The sequence below is a fragment of the Candidatus Nitrosacidococcus sp. I8 genome (assembly GCF_945836005.1).
Classification (GTDB): Bacteria; Pseudomonadota; Gammaproteobacteria; order Nitrosococcales; family Nitrosococcaceae; genus Nitrosacidococcus.
Genome location: NZ_OX241534.1, coordinates 1,492,627 through 1,514,112 on the forward strand (window position 1 = coordinate 1,492,627; position 21,486 = coordinate 1,514,112).

The 21,486-nt window shown below is 37.3% G+C and carries 20 protein-coding genes and 1 other RNA gene; 10 read left to right on the forward strand and 11 right to left on the reverse strand.

The features are described 5' to 3' along the window. Positions 1-9: 9 nt before the first annotated feature. The 11 genes from murG to rsmI all read right to left on the reverse strand — a co-directional run bounded on the left by murG (position 10) and on the right by rsmI (position 11,792). Positions 10-1,092, reverse strand: coding sequence for an undecaprenyldiphospho-muramoylpentapeptide beta-N-acetylglucosaminyltransferase (murG, locus tag OOL07_RS07335; RefSeq protein ID WP_319804047.1), 1,083 nt, complete (start codon positions 1,090-1,092; stop codon positions 10-12). Then, positions 1,089-2,240, reverse strand: a complete 1,152-nt coding sequence (gene ftsW, locus OOL07_RS07340; protein ID WP_264695899.1) for a putative lipid II flippase FtsW — start codon at positions 2,238-2,240, stop codon at positions 1,089-1,091. Before ftsW ends, murG begins: the two co-directional genes overlap by 4 nt. Next, positions 2,237-3,568, reverse strand: coding sequence for a UDP-N-acetylmuramoyl-L-alanine--D-glutamate ligase (murD, locus tag OOL07_RS07345; protein ID WP_264696364.1), 1,332 nt, complete (start codon positions 3,566-3,568; stop codon positions 2,237-2,239). The genes ftsW and murD overlap by 4 nt, the downstream gene beginning before the upstream one ends. A gap of 55 nt (positions 3,569-3,623) precedes the next feature. Then, the gene (gene mraY, locus OOL07_RS07350; RefSeq protein ID WP_264695900.1) at positions 3,624-4,703 is read right to left on the reverse strand and encodes a phospho-N-acetylmuramoyl-pentapeptide-transferase; all 1,080 of its coding nucleotides are present in this window, start codon (positions 4,701-4,703) and stop codon (positions 3,624-3,626) included. A gap of 18 nt (positions 4,704-4,721) precedes the next feature. After that, positions 4,722-6,074 carry a UDP-N-acetylmuramoyl-tripeptide--D-alanyl-D-alanine ligase gene (locus tag OOL07_RS07355; RefSeq protein WP_264695901.1) on the reverse strand — a complete coding sequence of 451 codons (1,353 nt, stop codon included), beginning with the start codon at positions 6,072-6,074 and terminating at the stop codon, positions 4,722-4,724. Next, a complete protein-coding gene (locus tag OOL07_RS07360) occupies positions 6,061-7,584 on the reverse strand; it encodes a UDP-N-acetylmuramoyl-L-alanyl-D-glutamate--2,6-diaminopimelate ligase (RefSeq protein WP_264695902.1) in 1,524 nt (507 codons plus the stop codon). The genes OOL07_RS07355 and OOL07_RS07360 overlap by 14 nt, the downstream gene beginning before the upstream one ends. Positions 7,585-7,587: 3 nt before the next feature. After that, a complete protein-coding gene (locus tag OOL07_RS07365) occupies positions 7,588-9,279 on the reverse strand; it encodes a peptidoglycan D,D-transpeptidase FtsI family protein (RefSeq protein WP_264695903.1) in 1,692 nt (563 codons plus the stop codon). Further along, positions 9,266-9,568, reverse strand: a complete 303-nt coding sequence (gene ftsL, locus OOL07_RS07370) for a cell division protein FtsL (RefSeq protein ID WP_413774109.1) — start codon at positions 9,566-9,568, stop codon at positions 9,266-9,268. Before ftsL ends, OOL07_RS07365 begins: the two co-directional genes overlap by 14 nt. Beyond that, positions 9,565-10,524, reverse strand: coding sequence for a 16S rRNA (cytosine(1402)-N(4))-methyltransferase RsmH (gene rsmH / locus OOL07_RS07375; RefSeq protein WP_264695904.1), 960 nt, complete (start codon positions 10,522-10,524; stop codon positions 9,565-9,567). Before rsmH ends, ftsL begins: the two co-directional genes overlap by 4 nt. 70 nt (positions 10,525-10,594) lie before the next feature. Next, positions 10,595-10,933: RNase P RNA component class A (gene rnpB / locus OOL07_RS07380), an RNA gene on the reverse strand. 43 nt (positions 10,934-10,976) lie between these two features. Then, positions 10,977-11,792, reverse strand: coding sequence for a 16S rRNA (cytidine(1402)-2'-O)-methyltransferase (gene rsmI, locus OOL07_RS07385; protein WP_489667109.1), 816 nt, complete (start codon positions 11,790-11,792; stop codon positions 10,977-10,979). An 860-nt stretch (positions 11,793-12,652) separates the two neighbouring features. On the opposite strand from rsmI, the gene OOL07_RS07390 reads away from it, so the two are divergent. The 10 genes from OOL07_RS07390 to OOL07_RS07435 all read left to right on the forward strand — a co-directional run bounded on the left by OOL07_RS07390 (position 12,653) and on the right by OOL07_RS07435 (position 21,484). After that, entirely contained in the window at positions 12,653-14,566 is a 1,914-nt protein-coding gene (locus OOL07_RS07390) for a penicillin-binding protein activator (protein WP_264695906.1), read from the forward strand. Continuing rightward, a complete protein-coding gene (locus OOL07_RS07395) occupies positions 14,559-14,924 on the forward strand; it encodes a YraN family protein (RefSeq protein WP_264695907.1) in 366 nt (121 codons plus the stop codon). Before OOL07_RS07390 ends, OOL07_RS07395 begins: the two co-directional genes overlap by 8 nt. A 17-nt stretch (positions 14,925-14,941) precedes the next feature. Then, positions 14,942-15,541 carry a phosphoheptose isomerase gene (locus tag OOL07_RS07400; RefSeq protein WP_264695908.1) on the forward strand — a complete coding sequence of 200 codons (600 nt, stop codon included), beginning with the start codon at positions 14,942-14,944 and terminating at the stop codon, positions 15,539-15,541. Continuing rightward, entirely contained in the window at positions 15,538-16,065 is a 528-nt protein-coding gene (locus tag OOL07_RS07405; RefSeq protein WP_264695909.1) for a BON domain-containing protein, read from the forward strand. Before OOL07_RS07400 ends, OOL07_RS07405 begins: the two co-directional genes overlap by 4 nt. A 2-nt stretch (positions 16,066-16,067) precedes the next feature. After that, positions 16,068-17,456: an FAD-binding oxidoreductase gene (locus tag OOL07_RS07410; RefSeq protein ID WP_264695910.1), complete on the forward strand. Its 1,389-nt coding sequence runs from the start codon at positions 16,068-16,070 to the stop codon at positions 17,454-17,456. A gap of 61 nt (positions 17,457-17,517) precedes the next feature. Beyond that, complete coding sequence (locus OOL07_RS07415; RefSeq protein ID WP_264695911.1) at positions 17,518-17,820, forward strand: putative signal transducing protein; 303 nt, start codon at positions 17,518-17,520, stop codon at positions 17,818-17,820. Positions 17,821-17,953: 133 nt separating this feature from the next. Then, on the forward strand, positions 17,954-19,096 hold the full coding sequence (locus tag OOL07_RS07420; protein ID WP_264695912.1) for an MlaE family ABC transporter permease: 1,143 nt from the start codon (positions 17,954-17,956) through the stop codon (positions 19,094-19,096). Position 19,097: 1 nt separating this feature from the next. Continuing rightward, complete coding sequence (locus OOL07_RS07425) at positions 19,098-19,886, forward strand: ABC transporter ATP-binding protein (protein ID WP_264695913.1); 789 nt, start codon at positions 19,098-19,100, stop codon at positions 19,884-19,886. Beyond that, a complete protein-coding gene (locus OOL07_RS07430) occupies positions 19,871-20,812 on the forward strand; it encodes an MlaD family protein (protein ID WP_264695914.1) in 942 nt (313 codons plus the stop codon). Before OOL07_RS07425 ends, OOL07_RS07430 begins: the two co-directional genes overlap by 16 nt. A gap of 54 nt (positions 20,813-20,866) precedes the next feature. Then, positions 20,867-21,484 (forward strand): ABC-type transport auxiliary lipoprotein family protein, encoded by a 618-nt coding sequence (locus OOL07_RS07435; protein ID WP_264695915.1) that lies wholly within the window; start codon positions 20,867-20,869, stop codon positions 21,482-21,484. Positions 21,485-21,486: the final 2 nt, after the last annotated feature.

The following is a 21,486-nucleotide window of genomic DNA, read 5'->3' on the forward strand; positions in this document are numbered from 1 at the left end:
ATATGAGGATTAGTTACAAGCAATTTGCAGACACTCCTCAGCTATTCTTTGTGCTGTATTACCTAAGTGTAGTTTGTAGGCAGATTCTGCCATTGTATCCAGCAGATCTCGATGCATATTGAAATACCTAAGAGTCTCCGCAAGCTTTTGTGGAGTGAGCTCTTTTTCGGGTAATAATAGTGCTGCGTCATGATTAACTAAGTATTGAGCATTAGCTAATTGATGATTATCAATTGCAAAAGGGTAAGGTACTAATAAAGAAGTGATGCCCACTGCCATTAATTCTGCAATGGTAGACGCACCTGCACGACATAGCACCATATCAGCCCATGTATAAGCATCAGCAATTTCATCTATGAATGCCACTACTTTAGCGTCTACCCTAAATGATCGATAAGCTGTGATTACTTCTTTTTCTCTATTTGTACCGCACTGATGCCAAATTTCTGGATATTCATTTAATTCAAGATGGGATAGTGTTTGGGGGAGTACCTTATTTAATATTTGAGCTCCTTGTGATCCACCAAGCACAAGTAAACGGATAGGAGTATGCCTATCTCTTATCGTATTCTTTTTTGCATAATACACAGACTCTATTTCTGCCCTAACTGGATTACCTACCCACTTTCCATGTAAAGTTTTAGAGAAAGTATTTGGAAATCCCTCTAATATTTGGCTAGATAGACGAGCAAGAATGCGATTGGTAGTGCCAGCAATTGCATTTTGTTCATGGGTAATTAGAGGTATTCTAAGTAACCAAGCACCTAATCCTCCTGGTCCTGAAACAAATCCACCCCAGCCTAAAACTACCGATGGCTTTTGTTTATGTAATATTTTTAAAGCCTGAAATAATGCAATAAGCAATTTTACAGGAGCAGTTAACCATGTAATTATACCTTTTCCCCTAAGCCCATTTACTGAGATCCACTCAATAGAATATCCAGCCTTTGGTATAAATTTTGCTTCTAACCCTCGATGAGTGCCAAGCCATATTACCTCTATTCCTTTTGATTGGAGTACGTTAGCTACTGCTAAAGCAGGAAATATATGACCACCTGTACCACCTGCCATCATTAATATACGCATTATTATTTAGAACGAGATCGCACCACTTTAGGAAAACGAGTTTCCATGTCCACTCTTAGAACTAAGGAAATAGCTACGCAAATGACGATACTACTACTACCTCCTGCACTCATTAAGGGCAGAGTTAATCCCTTGGTAGGCAATATCCCCATATTCACCCCTAAGTTGACAAAAGCTTGTAGCCCAATCCAAATACCCAGCCCATAAGCGAGATAACTTCCAAAAAAGTGCCCTCTTCGCTCTGCTGCCCAACCAATCATAAAAGTACGGTAAATGAGTATTGAAAATAAAATAATTACAGCCAAGCTACCCGCTAATCCTAGCTCTTCTCCGATTACTGCATAAAGAAAATCGGTATGTGCTTCAGGTAAATAAAACAATTTTTGTACACTATCCCCTAGTCCTACCCCTAACCATGAACCACGGCCAAAAGCAATCAGTGCTTGAGTGAGTTGATAACCGCTATTTAAAGGATCATCCCAAGGATTTAAAAAAGAAGTTAGCCGAAGTACTCGATAAGGAGAATGCCAAGCAATAGCTGCAAGCGATGATCCCCCTAAAATAACTAGGAAAAGGAAATACCGAAGAGGAGCTCCTCCTAAAAAAAGCATTCCCATAATTGTAGCAAATAGAACTGCAATGGTACCAAAATCTGGTTCTAGTAAAAGCAATCCACTGATAATTGTAAACAATCCAATAGGAAATAAAAAACCTCTCATTGCTGTTCGTACAATATCCTTGCGACGTACTAAATAACCAGCAAGATAAATAATCATAAATAATTTAATCAATTCTGAAGGTTGTAACCTAATGGGACCTACCCCTAGCCACCTGCGGCTTCCATTAATTTCTAAGCCAACCTTTGGTATAAGTACTAATATCAACAATCCTGCACTTATAAATAAGAAAACAGGTGCAGTTCTTTCCCAAAAAATTAGCTTAACTTTTAGAGCACTAAAAGCTGCTATAAGCCCTAAAGATAAAAAAATACCCTGCCGCCAGAAGTAGTAGGTAGGCATGCCAAAATTATTTTCAGCAATAGCAATAGAGGCTGATCCTACCATTACCCATCCAAACCCTAGTAGTACAAGAGCAGATCCTAACAAGTAAGGATCAAGAGAGAGTTGCTGATTTAGAGGTGTATCTTGTTTCACGGCTGAATAGCTCGAACCGCTTGTACAAATGCTTCGCCTCTAGCTTCAAATCCTGAAAACATATCAAAACTAGCACAGGCAGGGGATAAGAGGACGCAATCCTCAGAAAAAGCTAAACGATGGGCAGTATTTACCGCCTCAATCATGCTGCTTACTTGATAAACGGGAGTGCTACCAGCAAGATCTGTTGCTATCCGATCAGCATCTCTTCCCATTAAAATAAGAGCTTTTGCTCGTTCTGCTAATGGTTTATATAAGGGGCGAAAATCAGCCCCTTTACCTATACCCCCTGCGATTAAAATAATCTTCCCATGACAAGGCAATCCCTCAAGTGCCGCTAAGGTAGCACCCACATTGGTTCCTTTAGAGTCATTAAACCAATCTACTCCATTTATACAGGTAATCGTTTGACATCTATGAGGTAATCCGTGAAATTCCCGTAATGCATTAGCCATTGCTGGTAGAGGTAATCCAATAGATTCCCCAAGTGCTAACGCAGCCAATGCATTTGCCCAATTGTGCCTCCCTTTTATAGGGAGTTGCTCTATAAGGAGTATTAATTCATTTCCTTTAGCAAGCCATATTTGGTTATTTTGTTCTTGTATTCCATATTCATCTGTTTTAGGACGATTTAAGGTAAAGTAAATACAATGACTATTTGAATCACTAAAGGAAGATAGATAAGGATCGTCTTTATTTATTACAATTGTTTTAGCATTTTGGTAAATTCGTAACTTAGCTTCGATATAGGATTCTATATTGGAATATCGATCCATATGATCAGGGCTAATATTTAAGATGCAAGAAGATTCTAGTTTTAAGGTATAGGTAGTTTCTAATTGAAAACTAGAGAGTTCTAAAACATAAAAATCTGGCGTAGGCTTCTCTAATAAAGTAAGGGCAGGTACTCCTAAATTTCCACCTGTAAGTACTTGCTTACCTGCCTTACGTACCATAGCATCTACTAGTAAAGTTACTGTGCTTTTTCCATTAGATCCTGTAATTGCTATAACTGGTGCCTTAGCATAGTGAGCAAATAGTTCAATGTCCCCTAAAATAGGGATTCCTATTCTTTGAGCTTCTAGAATAGATGAATCGTGAATGGAAACTCCGGGGCTAACAATCAAGCGATCTGCAGTAGACATAATGCTTAAGTTAAATAAGCCTAAATGAATAGGTATCTTAGGGAATTGCCTTTTAAATTGAGTAAGTTCAGGTGGATTTTCTCGACTGTCTATGACAGTGAATTGACAATTTTGCTGAGATAGAAATTGGGCACAGGATAATCCTGTTTTGCCAAGACCTATAATGACAGTGATAGGATTAATTTTATAATTCCTCCTTAGGCAACATTATCAAAATAGGGTAATTTTATTTAAGATTCTAGCGAATTTTTAGACTAGATAACCCAATAAGAACTAAAATAACAGTAATAATCCAAAAACGAACGATCACTCTAGGTTCCGGCCAACCTTTTATCTCGAAATGGTGATGTAGTGGTGCCATTTGAAAGATTCGCTTTCCAGTTAGTTTATAGGATATTACTTGTAAAATCACAGAAATAGTTTCAATGACAAAAACACCGCCCATAATAGCAAGGACTAATTCTTGCCGTATTAACACAGCAAGTACTCCTAAAGCTGCTCCAAGTGCAAGAGCCCCCATATCCCCCATAAATACTTGAGCAGGATAAGTGTTGAACCACAAAAATCCTAATCCAGCTCCTACTAAGGATCCACAAAAAACAACTAATTCTCCTGCACCGGAGATGTAGGGAACACCCAAATAGTGGGAAAATCCTACATGACCTGTAACATAGGCAAAAATTCCTAGAGCACCACCTACTAATACAGTAGGCAGAATAGCTAATCCGTCTAAGCCATCGGTCAAATTTACTGCATTACTACTACCTACAATTACGAAATAAACAAGTAAAATATAATAGCTCCCTAAATTAATTGCTATACCTTTAAAAAAGGGAACAATCAGTACTGTTTCTGCAGGTATGGTCGCAGTAGAGTACAAAAATAGTGCAGCACCCAAAGCAATAATGGATTGTCCAAAATATTTATGCCTTGCTGAAAGGCCTTTTGGGTTTTTATAGACAAGTTTTTTATAGTCATCTATACAACCTAAGCTACCGAACAACAACATAACTGCTAAAGTTAACCAGATATATCGGTTAGTCAAATCTGACCAAAGTAAGGTTGTCATTGTGATAGCCAGTAAAATAAGTCCTCCCCCCATAGTAGGAGTTCCTATTTTACTAAAATGGGTTTTAGGTCCATCTATACGTATAGGCTGACTCACTAGCATACTTAATCGACGAATTACGATTGGACCTATAGCTAAAGAAATGATAAGTGCAGTTAGTACACTTAAAACAGCTCGTAATGTAAGATACTGAAATACATTAAATCCTCTATTTAAGGTAGTTAAGTGCTCAGCTAAATATAGCAGCATAAATATAAATTAAATTAATTAAGTACATAGAGCAGATACAATTTGCTCCATATTCATGAATCGAGATCCTTTAATTAGAATAGTCGTATTGGGATTTTTTATCCTTTGCAACTCAGCAATAAGTGTTTGTCGATCAAAAAAATGCTTTCCATAACCAAAAGATTTGGAAGTAGCAGCACTGAGGTCACCTAGTGTGTACAGTTGATTGATTTGAGCAGCTCTAGCTTGTTGCCCTAGGCTTTTATGGAGCTCAATCGATTTTTCCCCTAGCTCTCCAAAATCTCCAAGTACTAAAATATGATCGCCAACAAATTGAGTTAAAACCTCTAAGGCAGCTTGGAAAGAACTAGGATTAGCATTATAAGTGTCATCTAAGATTCTTACCCCAGAGGGGGCGTATTTAACTTGCAAACGACCAGAAGTAGGAGAAAATGCAATTAATCCTTCATAAATTTGATCTAACTTTAATCCTAGAGCAAAAGCAGTAGCACTTGCAGCTAACGCATTGACTACATTATGTGTTCCAAGGAAAGGAAGAGAAATTCTTATAGCTCCTTTAGGGGTAAAAAGGGTAAACTCAGTACCCTCTGGGTTTGAAGCTAGATCGTAGGCATGAAGCATTGCAGACTGTCCTAAGCCAAAACTAATGAATCTAAGCCCATTACGCATTGCTAATCGATGCCAAGAAAAAAAATAAGGATCGTCTCGATTTAAGATCGCAATACCCCCAGAACTTACTCCTTGGAAAATTTCCCCTTTAGCTTGAGCAACTCCATTAAGATCCTTAAATCCTGCAAGATGAGCTGATCCTGCGTTAGTGATGAGTGCTATTTGAGGGTGAGCTAATTGGCTAAGGTAGTTAATTTCTCCAGAGTGATTAGCACCCATTTCAATCACTGCAAAACGATGGCTTGAATTTAATTGCAGTAATGTTAAGGGAACACCAATTTCATTATTTAGATTTCCTTGAGTTGATAAGGTTAAGCTAGCTTTATTTAAAATGGACGCAACCATTTCTTTAGTTGTAGTTTTTCCGTTGCTTCCTGTAATTGCGACAACGGGAATTTTAAAATGCTTCCGCCAATAACTCCCGATTTGCCCAAGGGCAAGGTGCGTATTTGCTACCCTTATTTGAGGAATATCGGATTCAATAAATTCTTCAAGTAAAACTGCACTAGCACCTTTTTCTATTGCGTGAGGAATAAAAGTATGACCGTTAAATTTCTCTCCCTTTAATGGGATAAAGAGCATACCGGAAAGACTATTTAATCGACTGTCTGTACTAATTCCAGAAACAGTGATTTCTCCCTTCCCTCTCAACTGTCCTTGAACAGTTTGACTGATCTCTGTAAGACTACTAGTAAAGCTCATATTGATGATCTTTTAATGCTTGCTGTGCACACTGTTTATCACTAAAGGGATAAAATTTAGTACCTATTTGCTGATATTCCTCATGACCCTTTCCTGCTATCAGTACGGTATCTTTCGATTTAGCCAACTGTATTGTACGAGAAATAGCTTCTGATCTAGGGCGATATTTATAGACTTTATCTGGATGTTTCATTCCAGACATAATGTCTATTATGATTTGAATAGGATCTTCCTCTCTCGGGTTATCATCAGTCAGTACCACAAAGTCTGAAAATCGTTCAGCTATTTCGCCCATAAGAGAGCGTTTACCAGAATCTCGATTACCGCCACAACCAAATATGCACCATAATCTTCCTTTAGGGTCTGAATACTCTTTTAAGGAATAAAGTACTTGACTCAGTGCATCTGGAGTATGGGCATAATCTATAACGACTAATGGTCCAGCTGGACTTTCGAGTAATTCCATACGTCCAGGTACGGATTTTACCCGAGAGAGTCGCTCTAGAGCTTCATCAAACGGGATATTATAAGCTAATAAACCACCTAAAGCCGCAAGTATATTATAAACATTGAATTTCCCAAGTAAGGGGCATCGTAATAAGCCGCTACCCCATTGCCCCTGTATTTCTAGGGATATTTCCGATTTATTATAGTGAATGCATTTGGCTTGAAGTGAAGCATTATCACTTAAACCGTAGCTAATAACTTTAGTACTATTGGAAACCTTACTAGTAAGATTACATCCTACTTTATCATCTATATTAATCACCGCATATTCTAATTCAGGCCAATGGAATAATTTAGATTTTACTGCCTCATAATTTTCCATGCTTTGATGGTAATCAAGATGATCTCTACTTAAATTAGTAAAAATAGCAGTATTAAAGGTGATTCCATTTACTCTACCCTGATCTAGGGCATGAGAGGAAACTTCCATCACTACATTAGAAACCCCTGCGTTACGAAAATCATTTAGATGTTTGTGAATAGTTAATGAATCTGGAGTGGTTAATTTACTAGAAATGACTGATTCTAGTGTGCCTACACCAAGTGTGCCTATGATCCCACAGGGGGTTTGCTCAGCATGTAATGCTTGAGCTAAAAAATGAGATACCGATGTCTTTCCATTGGTGCCAGTAATACCAGTGATCCTGATTTGCCTTGAAGGATAAAAATAGAACTGATTAGCAATAAATCCTATTTTTTTATGCAGTTCTAGCACTGGAATACAAGGAATATCTAGAGCCTGTAATTGGCTTTGAATTTCTGTAGAAATTGGAATAATTGAATCAAAAATAATTGCTCTAACACCTTTACTAATAGCTTCGGGTATATAGTTATGCCCTAATTCTTTTCGCCCTAGACAAGCAAAAAATAAAGAACCAGAATTTACCTCTCGGCTATCTATACAAATATGACTAATAATTGGATTATCATCTAACTTTGTAGAGTTAGGTTCTAGCCACTCGTTTAATAAAGATATTAGTGAGTGTTGATAGTTTTGCCCCATAATCTATTTTTCATAAGCCGCTTGTAAATTATCTGGGGCAATATTAAGTAATCGCATAGCATCAATCATTATTTGAGAGAAAACGGGGGCAGCAATAGATCCTCCATAATAACCCCCCTTTTTAGGATTATCGATCATAATTATTGCTGCTAAACGTGGATTACTTGCGGGGATCAGTCCAGCAAAAAGTGCAATATATTTATTTTTAGTATAGCGACCTGCTTGAGTCTTCTTTACAGTACCTGTTTTCCCTGCTACCCGATAGCCAGGTACACGGGCTTGAGTACCTGTTCCACCGTTTATAGTAACTCCTTCAAGCATGGCTAGTACAGCATGGGCTATTTCTTTAGACCATATAAACTTTCCCTCAGTAGGCTGTTTTTGATAAAAAAAACTAGTTGGTTTTAATACTCCCCCTGCACCAATCATGGCATAAGCACGAGCAAGTTGAAGTGCAGTTACTGACAAACCATAACCAAAAGATAGAGTAGCTCTTGCAATTTCACTTTTTTGAAAGGTATTTGGGTTAGGTAAATGCCCTTCTGCTTCTCCTGGAAATCCACTAGCAGTAGACATACCAAATTCCAATTGAGAAAAATTTTGAAAGAATTGTTGTGGGTCAAGATCTAGTGCAATTTTACTCATTCCTACATTGCTTGATTTTTGGATAATGGTACTAATATCGATTCGCCCATAATTATGAACATCATGAATTGTATAGCGACCTATCTGGAAGTACCCAGGTGTAGTATCGAAGAAAGTATAGGGGGTTACTTTCCCTAGCATTAAAGCAATTCCCATAATAAATGGTTTGATGGTTGAGCCAGGCTCAAACAAATCAGTTATCGAGCGATTTCGATATAATTGACCTTGTCGCTGTGTGTAATCATTTGGGTTGTAAGATGGTTGACTTGTCATCGCTAGAATCTCCCCCGTATGTACATCTAGAATGACAATAGATCCCGCTTGAGCTTCATGGATCTGAATAGCATGTTTTAATTTTTGATAGGCTAAATACTGTAGCTGTAAATCAATACTTAAGCGTAAATCTTCACCTGGCTGGGGTGTACGTATATTTTCTATATCTCCTATGGTGCGACCTCGGCTGTCTCGAATAATTCTTTTTTTTCCTGGAATTCCTTGTAGGATACTATTAAATCCTAGTTCTATACCTTCTTGTCCTATATCATCAACATTTGTAAACCCTACGACATGAGCAGCTAGGGGACCAGTAGGATAATAACGCTTATATTCTGATTGAAACCCTACACCTAATATATCAAGTGCTTGAATACGATCGGCTAATTCTGGTTCTGCCCATCGCTTTAAATAGGCAAACTCATGAGCCGCACCTTTTTGCACTTTATCTGCTATATAATTTCTTGAGACTCCTAGTGTATTTCCTAACATAGCCCATTGCTCAGGGGTTTGGCTAAGTAATTTAGGGTTAATCCATATGGAATCTACCGGCGTGCTTACTGCAAGCGGTTCTCCATGCCGATCAGTAATCATTCCCCGATGAACAGGTATAGTGACTACCCGTAAATGGCGAGTTTCTCCTTTTCCTCGTAAAAAATCGTAATCTAGTACTTGTAATTTAATTAGACGGACGACTAAAGAAATAATTATTAAAGAAAAAATAAACCCTACAATTTGTAATCGAGTAAAGTAAGGTTTATCTCTAATTTTCCTCATATTTCTTTATTTTTATCACCACTATTTGAGTTGAGTCTGGAGCAACCATCCCTAACTTTTCTCTAGCAATTTGCTCGATTCTCCCTTGCCTAACAAGAGTACTTTGTTCCAAAAGTAAGCGCCCCCATTCATCATCGAGTTGATCTCTGGCTTTATATAGCTTTTGTAATTCCATAAACTGTTTTCGATTTTGGTGTTTGATATCAACCACGGTTACTGCAGAAACTAAAATTAATACACTTAAAACAGAGATAACTATAACTAGCCATCGATGTATACTTATTATCACGGTGAGTTACAAGCTACTTTTTGGGCAATACGTAGCTTTGCACTGCGCGATCTGGGATTATGTGTAGTTTCATCTAAATTAGGTACTATGGGTTTCCCTAAAACTCGAAAAATAGGGGATTGTTGTTGATTTTCTGTAATAGGTAAATAGGAAGGTAAGTATGTATTTTCATTTTGGGAGTTTTTTTTAAAAAATTGTTTAATAATCCGATCCTCTAAGGAATGAAAGCTAATAATAGCTAAATGTCCTCCTACTGCTAATACAGATTTTGCTTGCTCTAGGGCATCATAGAGTTCTTCTAACTCTCGGTTAATAAAGATTCGAATTGCCTGAAATGAGCGAGTAGCTGGATGTTTTTTTTTCTCCCAGCTTGGATTTGCCTGAGAAATAATTTGGGCAAGTTGCTGTGTGTTTATTAATTCTTGTGTATTTCTGGCATTTGTAATAGCGCGGGCAATCCTTTGGGCATAGCGTTCTTCCCCATATTTTTTAAGTATATCTGAGATTTCACCCTCCTCAGCTTGTGCCAGCCACTCTGCAGCACTTTGTCCACTTTTACAATCCATACGCATATCTAAAGGACCAGGGTGCAAAAAACTAAATCCTCGCTCTGGGCTGTCCAGTTGAGGGGAGGAAACTCCAAGATCAAATAAGATTCCATGAACCTGATTCATCCATCCCATATCTGCTGCTATTTTTTCAAGATTACTTATGGGAGCATGAATAATAGAAAACCGCTTATCTTGCTGAGCTAGTTTTTGCCCCACTGCAATAGCTTCTGGATCCTTATCAATCGCAAGTAACGTTCCCTTAGTAGAGAGTTTAGCTAAAATAGCCCTACTATGACCACCACGACCAAAAGTTGCATCAATATAGATGCCATTTTCTTGAATGTTTAGTGCATGAATGGATTCAAATAGCAGAACGGATTGATGTGTACTCTTACTCTCACACATAGGAAAGTATTTTCCTTTAGATCATTTTAGTTATTTTAAATAAAACCTTGATATTATCAATAGGTAATAAAAATTGAGATAGCCGATAAGCCGGGTTCTGTCGTGGACAGCCATTCATCTAGGATATATGTCACCATATACCTCAAGCAGCCTACCCGGAAACAATGCGGGTCACATTATTGCTCCCCTATTTGGCTTTGCTCCGAATGGGGTTTACCTTGCCGCAGTATGTTACCATCTGCGCGGTGTGCTCTTACCACACCTTTTCACCCTTACCTATTGGCGGTTTATTTTCTGTGGCACTTTCCGTAGGCTCACGCCTCCCAGGTATTACCTGGCATTCTACCCTATGGAGCCCGGACTTTCCTCATCATTTAAGTAAAAACAATGCGACTGTCTGGCTATCTCAAAACCTATATAATCTTACTTTATTAATTTTCACTATATAAATTCTAACCATTATTTAATTTTAGTGCTAACTGGTAAAGATAGTTTTTTTTAATTCCTGTAATTTCACTTCCCGTAACTACTGCTTGTTTCAATGGAAGTACCTTCAATAAGGGTATTAATACATTAAGTGCCTTAGTTTCCATATCCTCTTGATCTTCTTCTGCTCCATGTACGAGAACTACAAACTCTCCTCGGCTTAGTATTGAATCGTCCTTTAGTTGAGTAAGTAATAAATTAAGCGACCCTTCCCACACTGTTTCATAGAGTTTAGTAAGTTCTTTAGCTAGAGCTACTTTTCTCTTAGAGCCCAATACCTTTACCATCGCTTCAAGAGTATCTAATAATCGGTGAGGTGCTTCATAAAAAATAAGCGTACGGGTTTCTTTGGCTAATTGGTTTAGTCTAGTATATCGTACACTGGGTTTTGCAGATAGAAATCCTTCAAATACAAAACGATCGGAGGGGAGTCCCGCAACAGAAAGTGCAGCAATTAATGCACAAGGTCCTGGAATTGGCGTGATTAGTATCCCAGTAAGTCGTGCTTGTTGTACTAAGCGATAACCCGGATCGCTAATTAATGGCGTACCTGCATCACTGATTAGGGCGATGGAATCCCCATTTTGGCAATGCGCAATTAAGACTTTTGATCGCTCTAACTCATTATACTCGTGGAGTGAGACTATAGGTGTAGTAATATTAAAGTGTTTTAATAAGGTAGCACTGTGGCGGGTATCCTCAGCAGCAATTAATTTTACTTTCTGCAAGGTTTCTTGAGCACGGAAACTAAAATCTTTTAAATTTCCAATAGGCGTAGCCACTATGTATAGTGTACCTATTTTATTAGCTATTACCATGAGTATTTATATTACTTTATTGTTTCTACAGTAAAATGATTTATTCATATTTATGGCTGCTTTTCTCCAAAAATTAACCTATTTTTTTAAATTCATAGTCTTAATTTTTGTCTTTAATTTAGCTGTTTTTTGTACTTCTAATGCTGAATCTTTAATAAAAATAGATGATTTATTTAATAAAAAAATTATTTACTAAATAATCATGCCAATAATCGATTAGATTACAGCCTTACCAATTCTAAAGAATTTTCTAAAAATCAACATATTTTTCTCTCTCTAAACATTTTACTTATAGAAAAAAATGGGCTTGCCTTACCAAACCTAGCCTTTAATTATTTAGAAGAAAGTACCTATCCTGAAAAAATTCTACAAAAATTACATTTTTTCCAGGAAAAGTGAAAGAAATAACCCAAAGCACTTGGTATCATGGCTATGACAATGCTCTAGCCTTTTTCTCTATAACTCATATGGTAATCACATAGAAAAATCTACAATTGAGCAATGGTCATAATTGAGCGGTGCAGTATTGAATAAGATGTTTCTAAGCTATGCTATACCATTATAAAGCGGAGAGATAAAAAGAAAATAAATGGATATTTGACCTGGAATAGTAAGACTACAAGTAAAGGGTTAGCTTTATAGGGATCTCTAATTTAAAGCGTAGTTTGTAAAATTGAAAAATTCCATAATGCCAATGGTATTCCTTAAAATATGAGTTATTAGTTAAAAATAAGCCCCATAAGGATTATGCTAATTTCTCTAAAGAGTTTTCAAAGATCATCATAGAAACACTATACCAGAATCTTAGGTAATTTATTCTATATATGTTTATAACCACTTCTATTCAAAGAATAATCTGTTTATTTAAGTTTGTAGGCTTAATTGCTATTGTCTTTAATTTAGTTGCTTGTGCTACCGATCCTTTTGGGTTTACAGGACCTTCAACAAAAGCTGATTCCTTATTTGCTAAAGGTAATTATTTAGCAGCAGCTACAGAATATTCAAAATTAGCTACTGATGCTCAGTCACCTCAGCAAGAAGAATATCAACTAAAAGCAAGTGATGCTTTTCTACGAGGTAATCAGCCACTAAAAGCACAAAATATATTAAATAAAATAGCAACTGAAAATTTAAATCCATTACTAAAACTACGCTATCGGATACTCAGTGCGCAAGTGGCACTTACTCAAAAAAACAGTACTCAAACACTTTCTCTATTAAGCAATATAGAGAGGCTAGAGCCAGATTCTCAGCAACAAACGATTATCTATCAGCTAAGAGCGGAAGCTAATGAAGCGGATGGTAACCTACTAGCTGCCGCTCATGCAAGAAGCCAATTAGATCCTACCCTAACTGACGCAGAGAAATCCGCTGAAAATCAGCAGATGTTATGGTATGATCTTACAAGCCTCTCCCCCATTACTTTACAACAAGCCTACAACCAGCCATCGTCCTCTACTTTTCATGGCTGGATTGATTTAGCATTGATTGCACAACAATATCAAACGGTGCCAGATAGGCTAAATGAAGCACTTGAAAACTGGCAAAGCAAATACCCCAATCACCCAGCTTCTCTATCTTTAATTCAAGATATATCTACTGATCTAGAGACACCCTACCATCCTAAGCATATTGCCTTATTACTTCCTGCTTCTGGAAAATTCTCCACGATTGCTAAAGCAATTGGAGATGGTTTCTTTACTGCTTACTATGCACAAAATCAAGAAGATACTACTATCCAATTCTACCCAGTTACTACTAACTTGCAAAATAATCAAAGCGACATTATTGAGGTTTATCAACAGGCAAAAGCAGCAGGTGCTGATTTTATTGTAGGTCCTTTAGTTAAACAGGCAGTGACACAGCTTGTAGAAAATCGTGAAATAATTACCTTACCTACCCTAGTACTTAATTATTTAGAAGAAGATAATTCTCTGGAAATTAGAAATTTCTATCAACTTTCATTATCACCAGAAGAAGAAGTTAGAGAGGTGGCTAATAGGGCATGGTACGAAGGCTATGATAATGCTCTAATTCTTACGCCTAATAGTGCTTGGGGTAATCGTATAGAAAAAGCATTAATTGAACAATGGAATCAGCTAGGTGGGGAAGTGTTAAGGAGTCAAACTTATAATTCCAATCAAAAAGATTATGCTTTAGTCATTCAGAGACTTCTTAATATTAATCAAGGCTATGCTAGCCAAAAAGAGCTTCAGGAGGCATTAAATAATAAGGAAATATTTACGCTTCCTCAAGATCAAGATCCGGACTTAATTTTCTTAATTGCCCCTCCTGAACAAGCACGACTGATCGTTCCCCAGTTAAAATTCTATCGTGCTGAAAATCTTCCTATCTACAGTACTTCATATATTTACACAGGGTATCCAGATTCAAATCAAGATCAAGATTTAAACGGAGTTATTTTTAGCGATATTCCTTGGGTTTTAGATAAAAATATTCAAGAAGAATCCTCCACCTACCGTAGTTTAGCCCAAAATAATCCTGAAGACTTTAAATTACTTAAAAGATTCTATGCTTTAGGCTATGATGCGTACCAAATTATCCCCCGCTTAAAATCTCTCCATCAAATGGAGGGTGCGAACTTTGAAGGGGCAACAGGTGTACTTAGCATGAATCTTCAAGGGCAAATAAAACGAGATTTAGTTTGGGCCCAATTTAAAAAAGGAACTCCATTCTTACTCCCAATAAAAGATAGCTACATCAAAAAAGATGAGTAAAAATACTAATAGAGGTATCCAAGCAGAACGGCTTGCTTGTGATCATCTCTTAGCCCATGGGTTATCTTTAATACAACGAAATTACCGCTGCCCTTATGGAGAAATAGATCTAATCATGGAAGATAGAGATAGTTTAATTTTTGTTGAGGTACGGTATCGTACCCATGATAGTTTTGGTAGTGCACTTGAAAGTATTACTACAACTAAGCAACATAAAATTATCGCAACAGCACAGCACTATCTGCAACAAATGAAAATAATAGATAAACCATGCCGCTTTGATGCAATAGGTATTACGCCAAAACAAGAAACAAACTCTCGCATTATTTGGCTTGTAAATGCGTTTCAATTAAACTAATTACTTATTGCTAAATAATGGTAGATACTCAAACGCGTATTACCAAACATTTTTTCGACAGTGCACAATTGAAACTCACTGCTGCAGAGGTATTAGCACCTAAAATTGAACAAGCAAGCCAGTTATTGCTAGCAGGATTTCAATCTAACTATAAAGTGCTTAGTTGTGGTAACGGAGGCAGTGCTGCAGATGCACAGCACTTCTCATCGGAGCTTATAAATCGCTTTGAGCGAGAACGTCGTGGATTACCTGCGCTTGCTTTAACTACTGATAGTTCTGCCCTAACATCTATTGCAAATGATTTTTCTTATGAAGATATTTTTGCACGACAAATAGAGGCATTAGGATACTCAGGAGATATTTTGTTTGCTATCAGTACAACAGGTAACTCTCCGAATATCATCAACGGAATTAAAGCGGCTCATAGAAAGAGTATGACTATAATTGCTTTAACCGGTTATGATGGAGGTAAAATCCCTGCTCTTTTAAACAAAATGGACCTTGAATTACGAGTACCTGCCTATAACACCGCTCGTATTCAAGAGGTACATTTACTTATCATCCATTGTTTATGCGATTTAATTGACCATTATTTTTGCTCTCATGATAATTCATGAATTCTTGCCCTGCACTTTTAATATACGTATTGTTAATACAAAATCCTACTCATGCTTTAGCAAACCCACACGGAATAACTCCAGTCATTGATCATAGAGCAGTTGAAAAAGCAGTGGAAACTGTAATAAAAAATGATCCTATCTTAGATAGAAGTATCCATATAAAAATAACTAATTATAATCATACACTGTTGTTAACTGGTGAAGCGGCTAGTGAACTGCTTAAAGAAAGAGTTTTTAATATTGCCAAAACAACACCAAGTATCGAAGTAATATATGATGAAATTGCTGTACTTCCTCCAAGTACCTTGATAAACCGAGTAAAAGATATATGGCTTGCTCAGAAAATTAACATAAAAATGGCACTGCAAAAAGAAATCGATTTATCTCAAGTAAGAATTATTACTGCCCGAGGGATTGTATATTTGTTTGGATTTTTAACGCCTCATGAATCTAAGCTTATGATCACCTTAATTAGCCATACTAGAGGGGTTCATAAAATTGTTAAAATCCTTGATGTTTAAATATGGCTAGAAATGATCTTTTTACTCAATTTAGCCGTATTGTAGATAAAGAGAGAATCTATACTGATCCAAGTGATTGCTGGGCCTATGGCTATGATAATAGTCGTCGCCATGGACTGGCTGAATGGGTAATTTTTCCACTTACTCATGGGGAAATTCGAGATATTGTCCGTATATGTAATCGATCCTGTATACCCATTATTCCCCGAGGTCGGGGCACAGGTACTACTGGAGCAACTGTACCTATTCGTGGAGGTGTAGTGCTTTCTTTAGAGCGGATGAATACTATCTATAAAATAGATTCTGCTAATCGATTTATGATCGTGGCCCCTGGAGTAACCAATCAAGAAGTACAAATAGCAGCAAGTGAATATGGATTTTTTTGGCCCCCTGATCCTACCAGTGCTGCATTTTGCTCTGTAGGAGGTAATCTTGCCTATAATTCCGCTGGACCAAAAGCAGTAAAATACGGTACTCCTCGAGAAAACGTATTGGGACTTAGGGCAATTACCGGTGCAGGAGAAGAAATTCGCTGTGGAGTTTATACCACAAAAGGTGTCGTAGGTTACGATTTAACTCGCCTTATTATCGGATCAGAAGGTACGCTTGCTATTATTACTGAAGCAACCTTGAAACTTACTCCTCTTCCGGAGGTAAAGCAAATTTTACGGGCTACTTATAAAGACCCTGAAAGCGCAGGTGAGGCAGTAGCAGCAATTATGAGCCAACCAATTATTCCTAGTGCTCTAGAATTTATGGATCGCCAAGCAATTATGCTAGCTCAGGGACAAGGAGGGGTAAATTTACCCTCTGGAGCAGGTGCTTTGCTCATGATTGAAGTAGAAGGAACTAACATATCACTAAATGATAATTTAGAAAAAGTTAAGCAGGCTGCTAAAAATAATGGAACCATAGAGATTGTCGCCGCTCAGACTGATGAGGAGGCTAAAAAGCTATGGGCAGCTCGAAAAGCACTTTCCCCTGCACTTCGAACCCTTGCCCCTAAAAAAATTAATGAAGATGTAGTGGTTCCCATCTCCTCCTTAGCTATTTTTATTAGAAAATTAGAAAACTTAGCTCAGGAATTTTCAATTAAAATAGTTAATTTTGGTCACGCAGGTAATGGCAATATTCATGTGAATTTATTGGTTAATCCAGATGATCCTATTGAAATGGACCGTACAAAATCCTGTTTAGATCAAATATTTAATCTAGTACTTCAACTAAATGGTACCTTATCTGGAGAACATGGAGTAGGCTTAGAGAAACGAGATTTTGTAAGTAGGGAGATCGATCCTGTAACACTAGGAATTATGCGGCGTATTAAAGATCAGTTTGATCCTAATGGAATTCTTAATCCAGAAAAAAAATTACCTCTCATAGAAAAATAAGTTAAAATTTTATTTTAAATATATGTTTTTAAATTATGCAATCAAATTGATTGAAATTTAAGTGAAGTTTATTTATAGTGCACCTAATCTACTCTTCGTAAGTCACTGCAAGAATTTACTTGAATCCCATGGAGTAAACTGCATTATAAAAAATGAGAATTTAAATAGTGCTGCAGGAGAAATACCCCCCACTGAATGTTGGCCAGAGCTATGGCTAATAAAAAACGAAGACTATCAAAGAGCGGCATATATTTTAAATTCTGAACGGCAAAATCAAGACTCTTGGATCTGTCCCAGCTGCCACGAATCTTTAGAAGAACAGTTTGATAAGTGCTGGAGTTGCGGGGATTGGAAAATGGGTTAGCTAAAATTCTCTAGTAATTATTAGTTACTACAAAATAGCCGCTTGACAAGTGTAATGTTAAATAAAATCATACATACATGAATGTATAATAATTTATCATCTCTATATGTAATTTTTAGCTAACTAAACCAGTATGAACTTTAATAAGAAAGATTCGGCCAGCGAAGCACGAATCCAATACCATGAAACTACTAGTACTTTATCCTGTTTTGGTGATTGGACAGTACACTATCTTGCCCAGCTAGAGCGTAGCTTATCTTCTACTTTAAAAGAATATGGAAAAGTTAATACCATTGAAGCTAGCGGTATCAATCAAATGGATACTGGAGGAGCTTGGCTCTTTAATTACTTAATAGCACAATTTTCCCAAGAGAAAAAAACTATCCCTTATGAAGGGTTACGCCAAGAACACCAAAAATTATTATCCCTAGTTCAGGATAAAGGAAATTTTGGTAAGCAAAAACCTGTTATTACTCCCTCCCTTAATATAATTGCAAAGATAGGCTATATCACTTGGGATTATGCTGAAGAGGCTTTTTCTTTTATATCATTTATTGGGGAAGTCTTTGTTTATTTCTTAAAAGGAGTAATCAACCCTAGCCGAATTCGTTGGCGTGTTTTGCTCAATAATATGCAAACTGCAGGGATTGAATCTATTCCTATCATCGGGTTACTTGTTTTTTTAATAGGTGTTGTTTTGGCTTACCAAGGAGGTATGCAACTTAAGGATTATGGTGCCAACATTTTTATTGTTGATCTAGTTTCCTTAACTATGATACGAGAGTTAGCACCGTTAATCTCTGCAATTATTCTTGCAGGGCGAACCGGATCTGCCTTTGCTGCCCAAATTGGCACCATGAAAGTGAGTGAAGAAATTGATGCTTTGAGGATATTAGGTATTCCTCCAATAGATCAGCTCGTTATCCCTAAAATAATGGCTTTAATGATTTCTTTACCCTTATTAACAGTCTTTGCGGATATCTGCGGTATTATTGGCGGTATGCTCATGGCTGATGCACAGTTAGGTGTAGGAATTCAGTTGTTTATTGAACGTCTTGATGAGGTTGTTGATCTTCCATCATTTTTTATTGGGCTTTTTAAAGCTTTCTTTTTTGCTGCAACTATTGCAACAGTAGGCTGCTTTCAGGGGCTTCGAGTGAGCGGTGGTGCAGAAAGCGTAGGTAAGAAAACCACTTCTAGTGTAGTACAGGCTATTTTTCTGATTATCGTCAGTGACTCAGTGTTTTCTATTTTCTTTAGTTGGCTAGGCATATAGCATGGATAAAGAGTTAGAAGCAGTCGTTAAAGTTCAAAACCTTTATACCCGCTTTGGTGAAGCGGTTATCCACAAAGATATTAGTTTTGATATTCATCGGGGCGAAATTTTTGCAATTATTGGTGGCAGTGGATCGGGTAAATCTACCCTACTTCGAGAGATTGCTATGCTCAACTCTCCTTCATCAGGCACTATCCAAGTTTTTGGAAAATCCTTGCAAGATCTTCATGAAAAAGAAATCTTAAGGTTAAGAACTCGCTTTGCGATGATGTTTCAAAAAGGGGCGTTATTTAGTTCCTTTACTGTACTGGAGAATATAGCCCTACCTTTAAAAGAACATACCGATCTTTCATCAAAATTTATTAATGAATTAGCATTGCAAAAAATAGAATTAGTAGGCTTACCCCGGGATGCTGCAGTGAAGTTTCCACGAGAGCTCTCTGGCGGTATGATTAAGCGAGCAGCAGTAGCTAGATCATTAGCACTTGATCCAGAATTATTATTACTAGATGAACCTGGTTCAGGCTTAGATCCTGTGAGTGCCTCTGCTTTAGATGATCTTATCCTTTCTCTTAGGGAATCCCTTAACCTGACGGTAGTATTAGTGACTCATGATCTCGGGTCCTTATGGAGAATTGCTGATCGGGTAGCTTTTTTAGGAGAAAAAATACTTCTTGGTTTAGATACGGTAGTAAATTTGGCTCACTCTGATGAATCTCAGCTCCGAGCCTATTTTAGAGGAGAGCGTGGCCATCTTGCCTATCAGGAGAATACATGGATACAAAAGTAAATTACACCTTAATCGGTCTTTTTGTTATTGGGCTGAGCACCGTTCTCATCGTCATAGTTTCTTGGTTAAGTGCCCATACTTCTTTTACCGGATATGATACCTACCTTACCTATACGCAAGATTCTGTATCCGGGCTAGAAAAAAATACTCCAGTTAAGTACCAAGGGGTCGAGGTAGGTAAAATTAAAAACATTGAGCTGGATGAAAACGATCCTTCTAGAGTACGAATCACTTTAGGTATAGAGGAAGGAACTCCAGTAAAAGAAGATACTATTGCAGTAATTGCCTCTAATGGTCTTACTGGAATTGCTTATATGGAGCTAACTAAAGGTACTAAAGAAGCCCCTTTACTTAAAGCAGGTCCAAATGACCCTTATCCTATCATTAACTCAGGTCCATCTTTTATGGGTCGTTTAGGCGATGGGTTAACTGATTTGTTAGATGAGCTTACAGGTGCTGCCAAAGAACTTCGTCATATTGGTGAAAATATTGATATTCCTCGCTTTAGAACAAGCCAAGAATATCTTAATGACACCCTAGAAAATACTAGAAGATTTAGCAAAGCTTTTGCAGATATCGCAGATGATCCGGAAAACCAGCGTGCATTTAATCGAACGTTGAGAAATATGGAAATTTTATCCACTTCCCTTGCTGCCCAAAGTGCCCAGTTAGAAGCGGGAATTGCACAGCTACCTATTTTAATGCGTAGTGCAAATGAAGCAACCACCCGACTTAATAATTTACTTAAAACAGGGCAAAAACAGTTTAATCTACTTGGAGAAGTTACTTTACCCCATGCAGATCAAATACTAAGTAATTTTGACCATATTAGCCGAAACTTAGAGCGATTTAGCCAACGTTTAAATGAAAATCCTAGCGTTTTGTTATTTGGATCTTCATCAACTTTACCTGGACCGGGGGAGTAGCTTGTGGTTTTTCTACTAAAAATAAAATCTCTTAAATATTTACCATACCCACCTATGGCTTTTAGATTATTATTTATAGGAATTTTAATCGGAACACTTTCTGGCTGTAGCAATAGCTCTCGTGCTCCTAGCCATACTTATCTATTCTCTACACCGCAACATCCAGTAAAAGTAGAAGCGTCCCGTGCGACTAACTTATCATTAATAGTTACAACACCACGCACGGCAACAGGCTATAATACTCAGCGCATGGCCTATACTCGCCAACCCTATGAGCTAAGTTATTTTAGCTATAACGATTGGGTAGATACTCCCGGTTATATGCTCGAACCTGTGATTATCAGCACTTTAGCGGATAGTGATGGGTTTCTCAATGTTACATCTAATACTTATAATCAAACACCAGCTGATTTAAGGCTAGATAGCGATATTCTTGCTCTATTACAAGATTATTCGGTTAAACCAAGCCAAGCTCGCTTTTCTTTGCATGTTCAATTAGTTGATCTTAAAACAGGTAAAAAAATTGCAAGTGATATCTTCAATGGCCAGGAACCTATAGCTAAAGAGGATGCCTACAATGGGGTCACAGCTTTGAATAAAGCTTTAGAATACGTGCTTGGGAAATTAGTAGATTTTATTATTGAAAATGGGCAAGAATACGATCAGTATTAAAA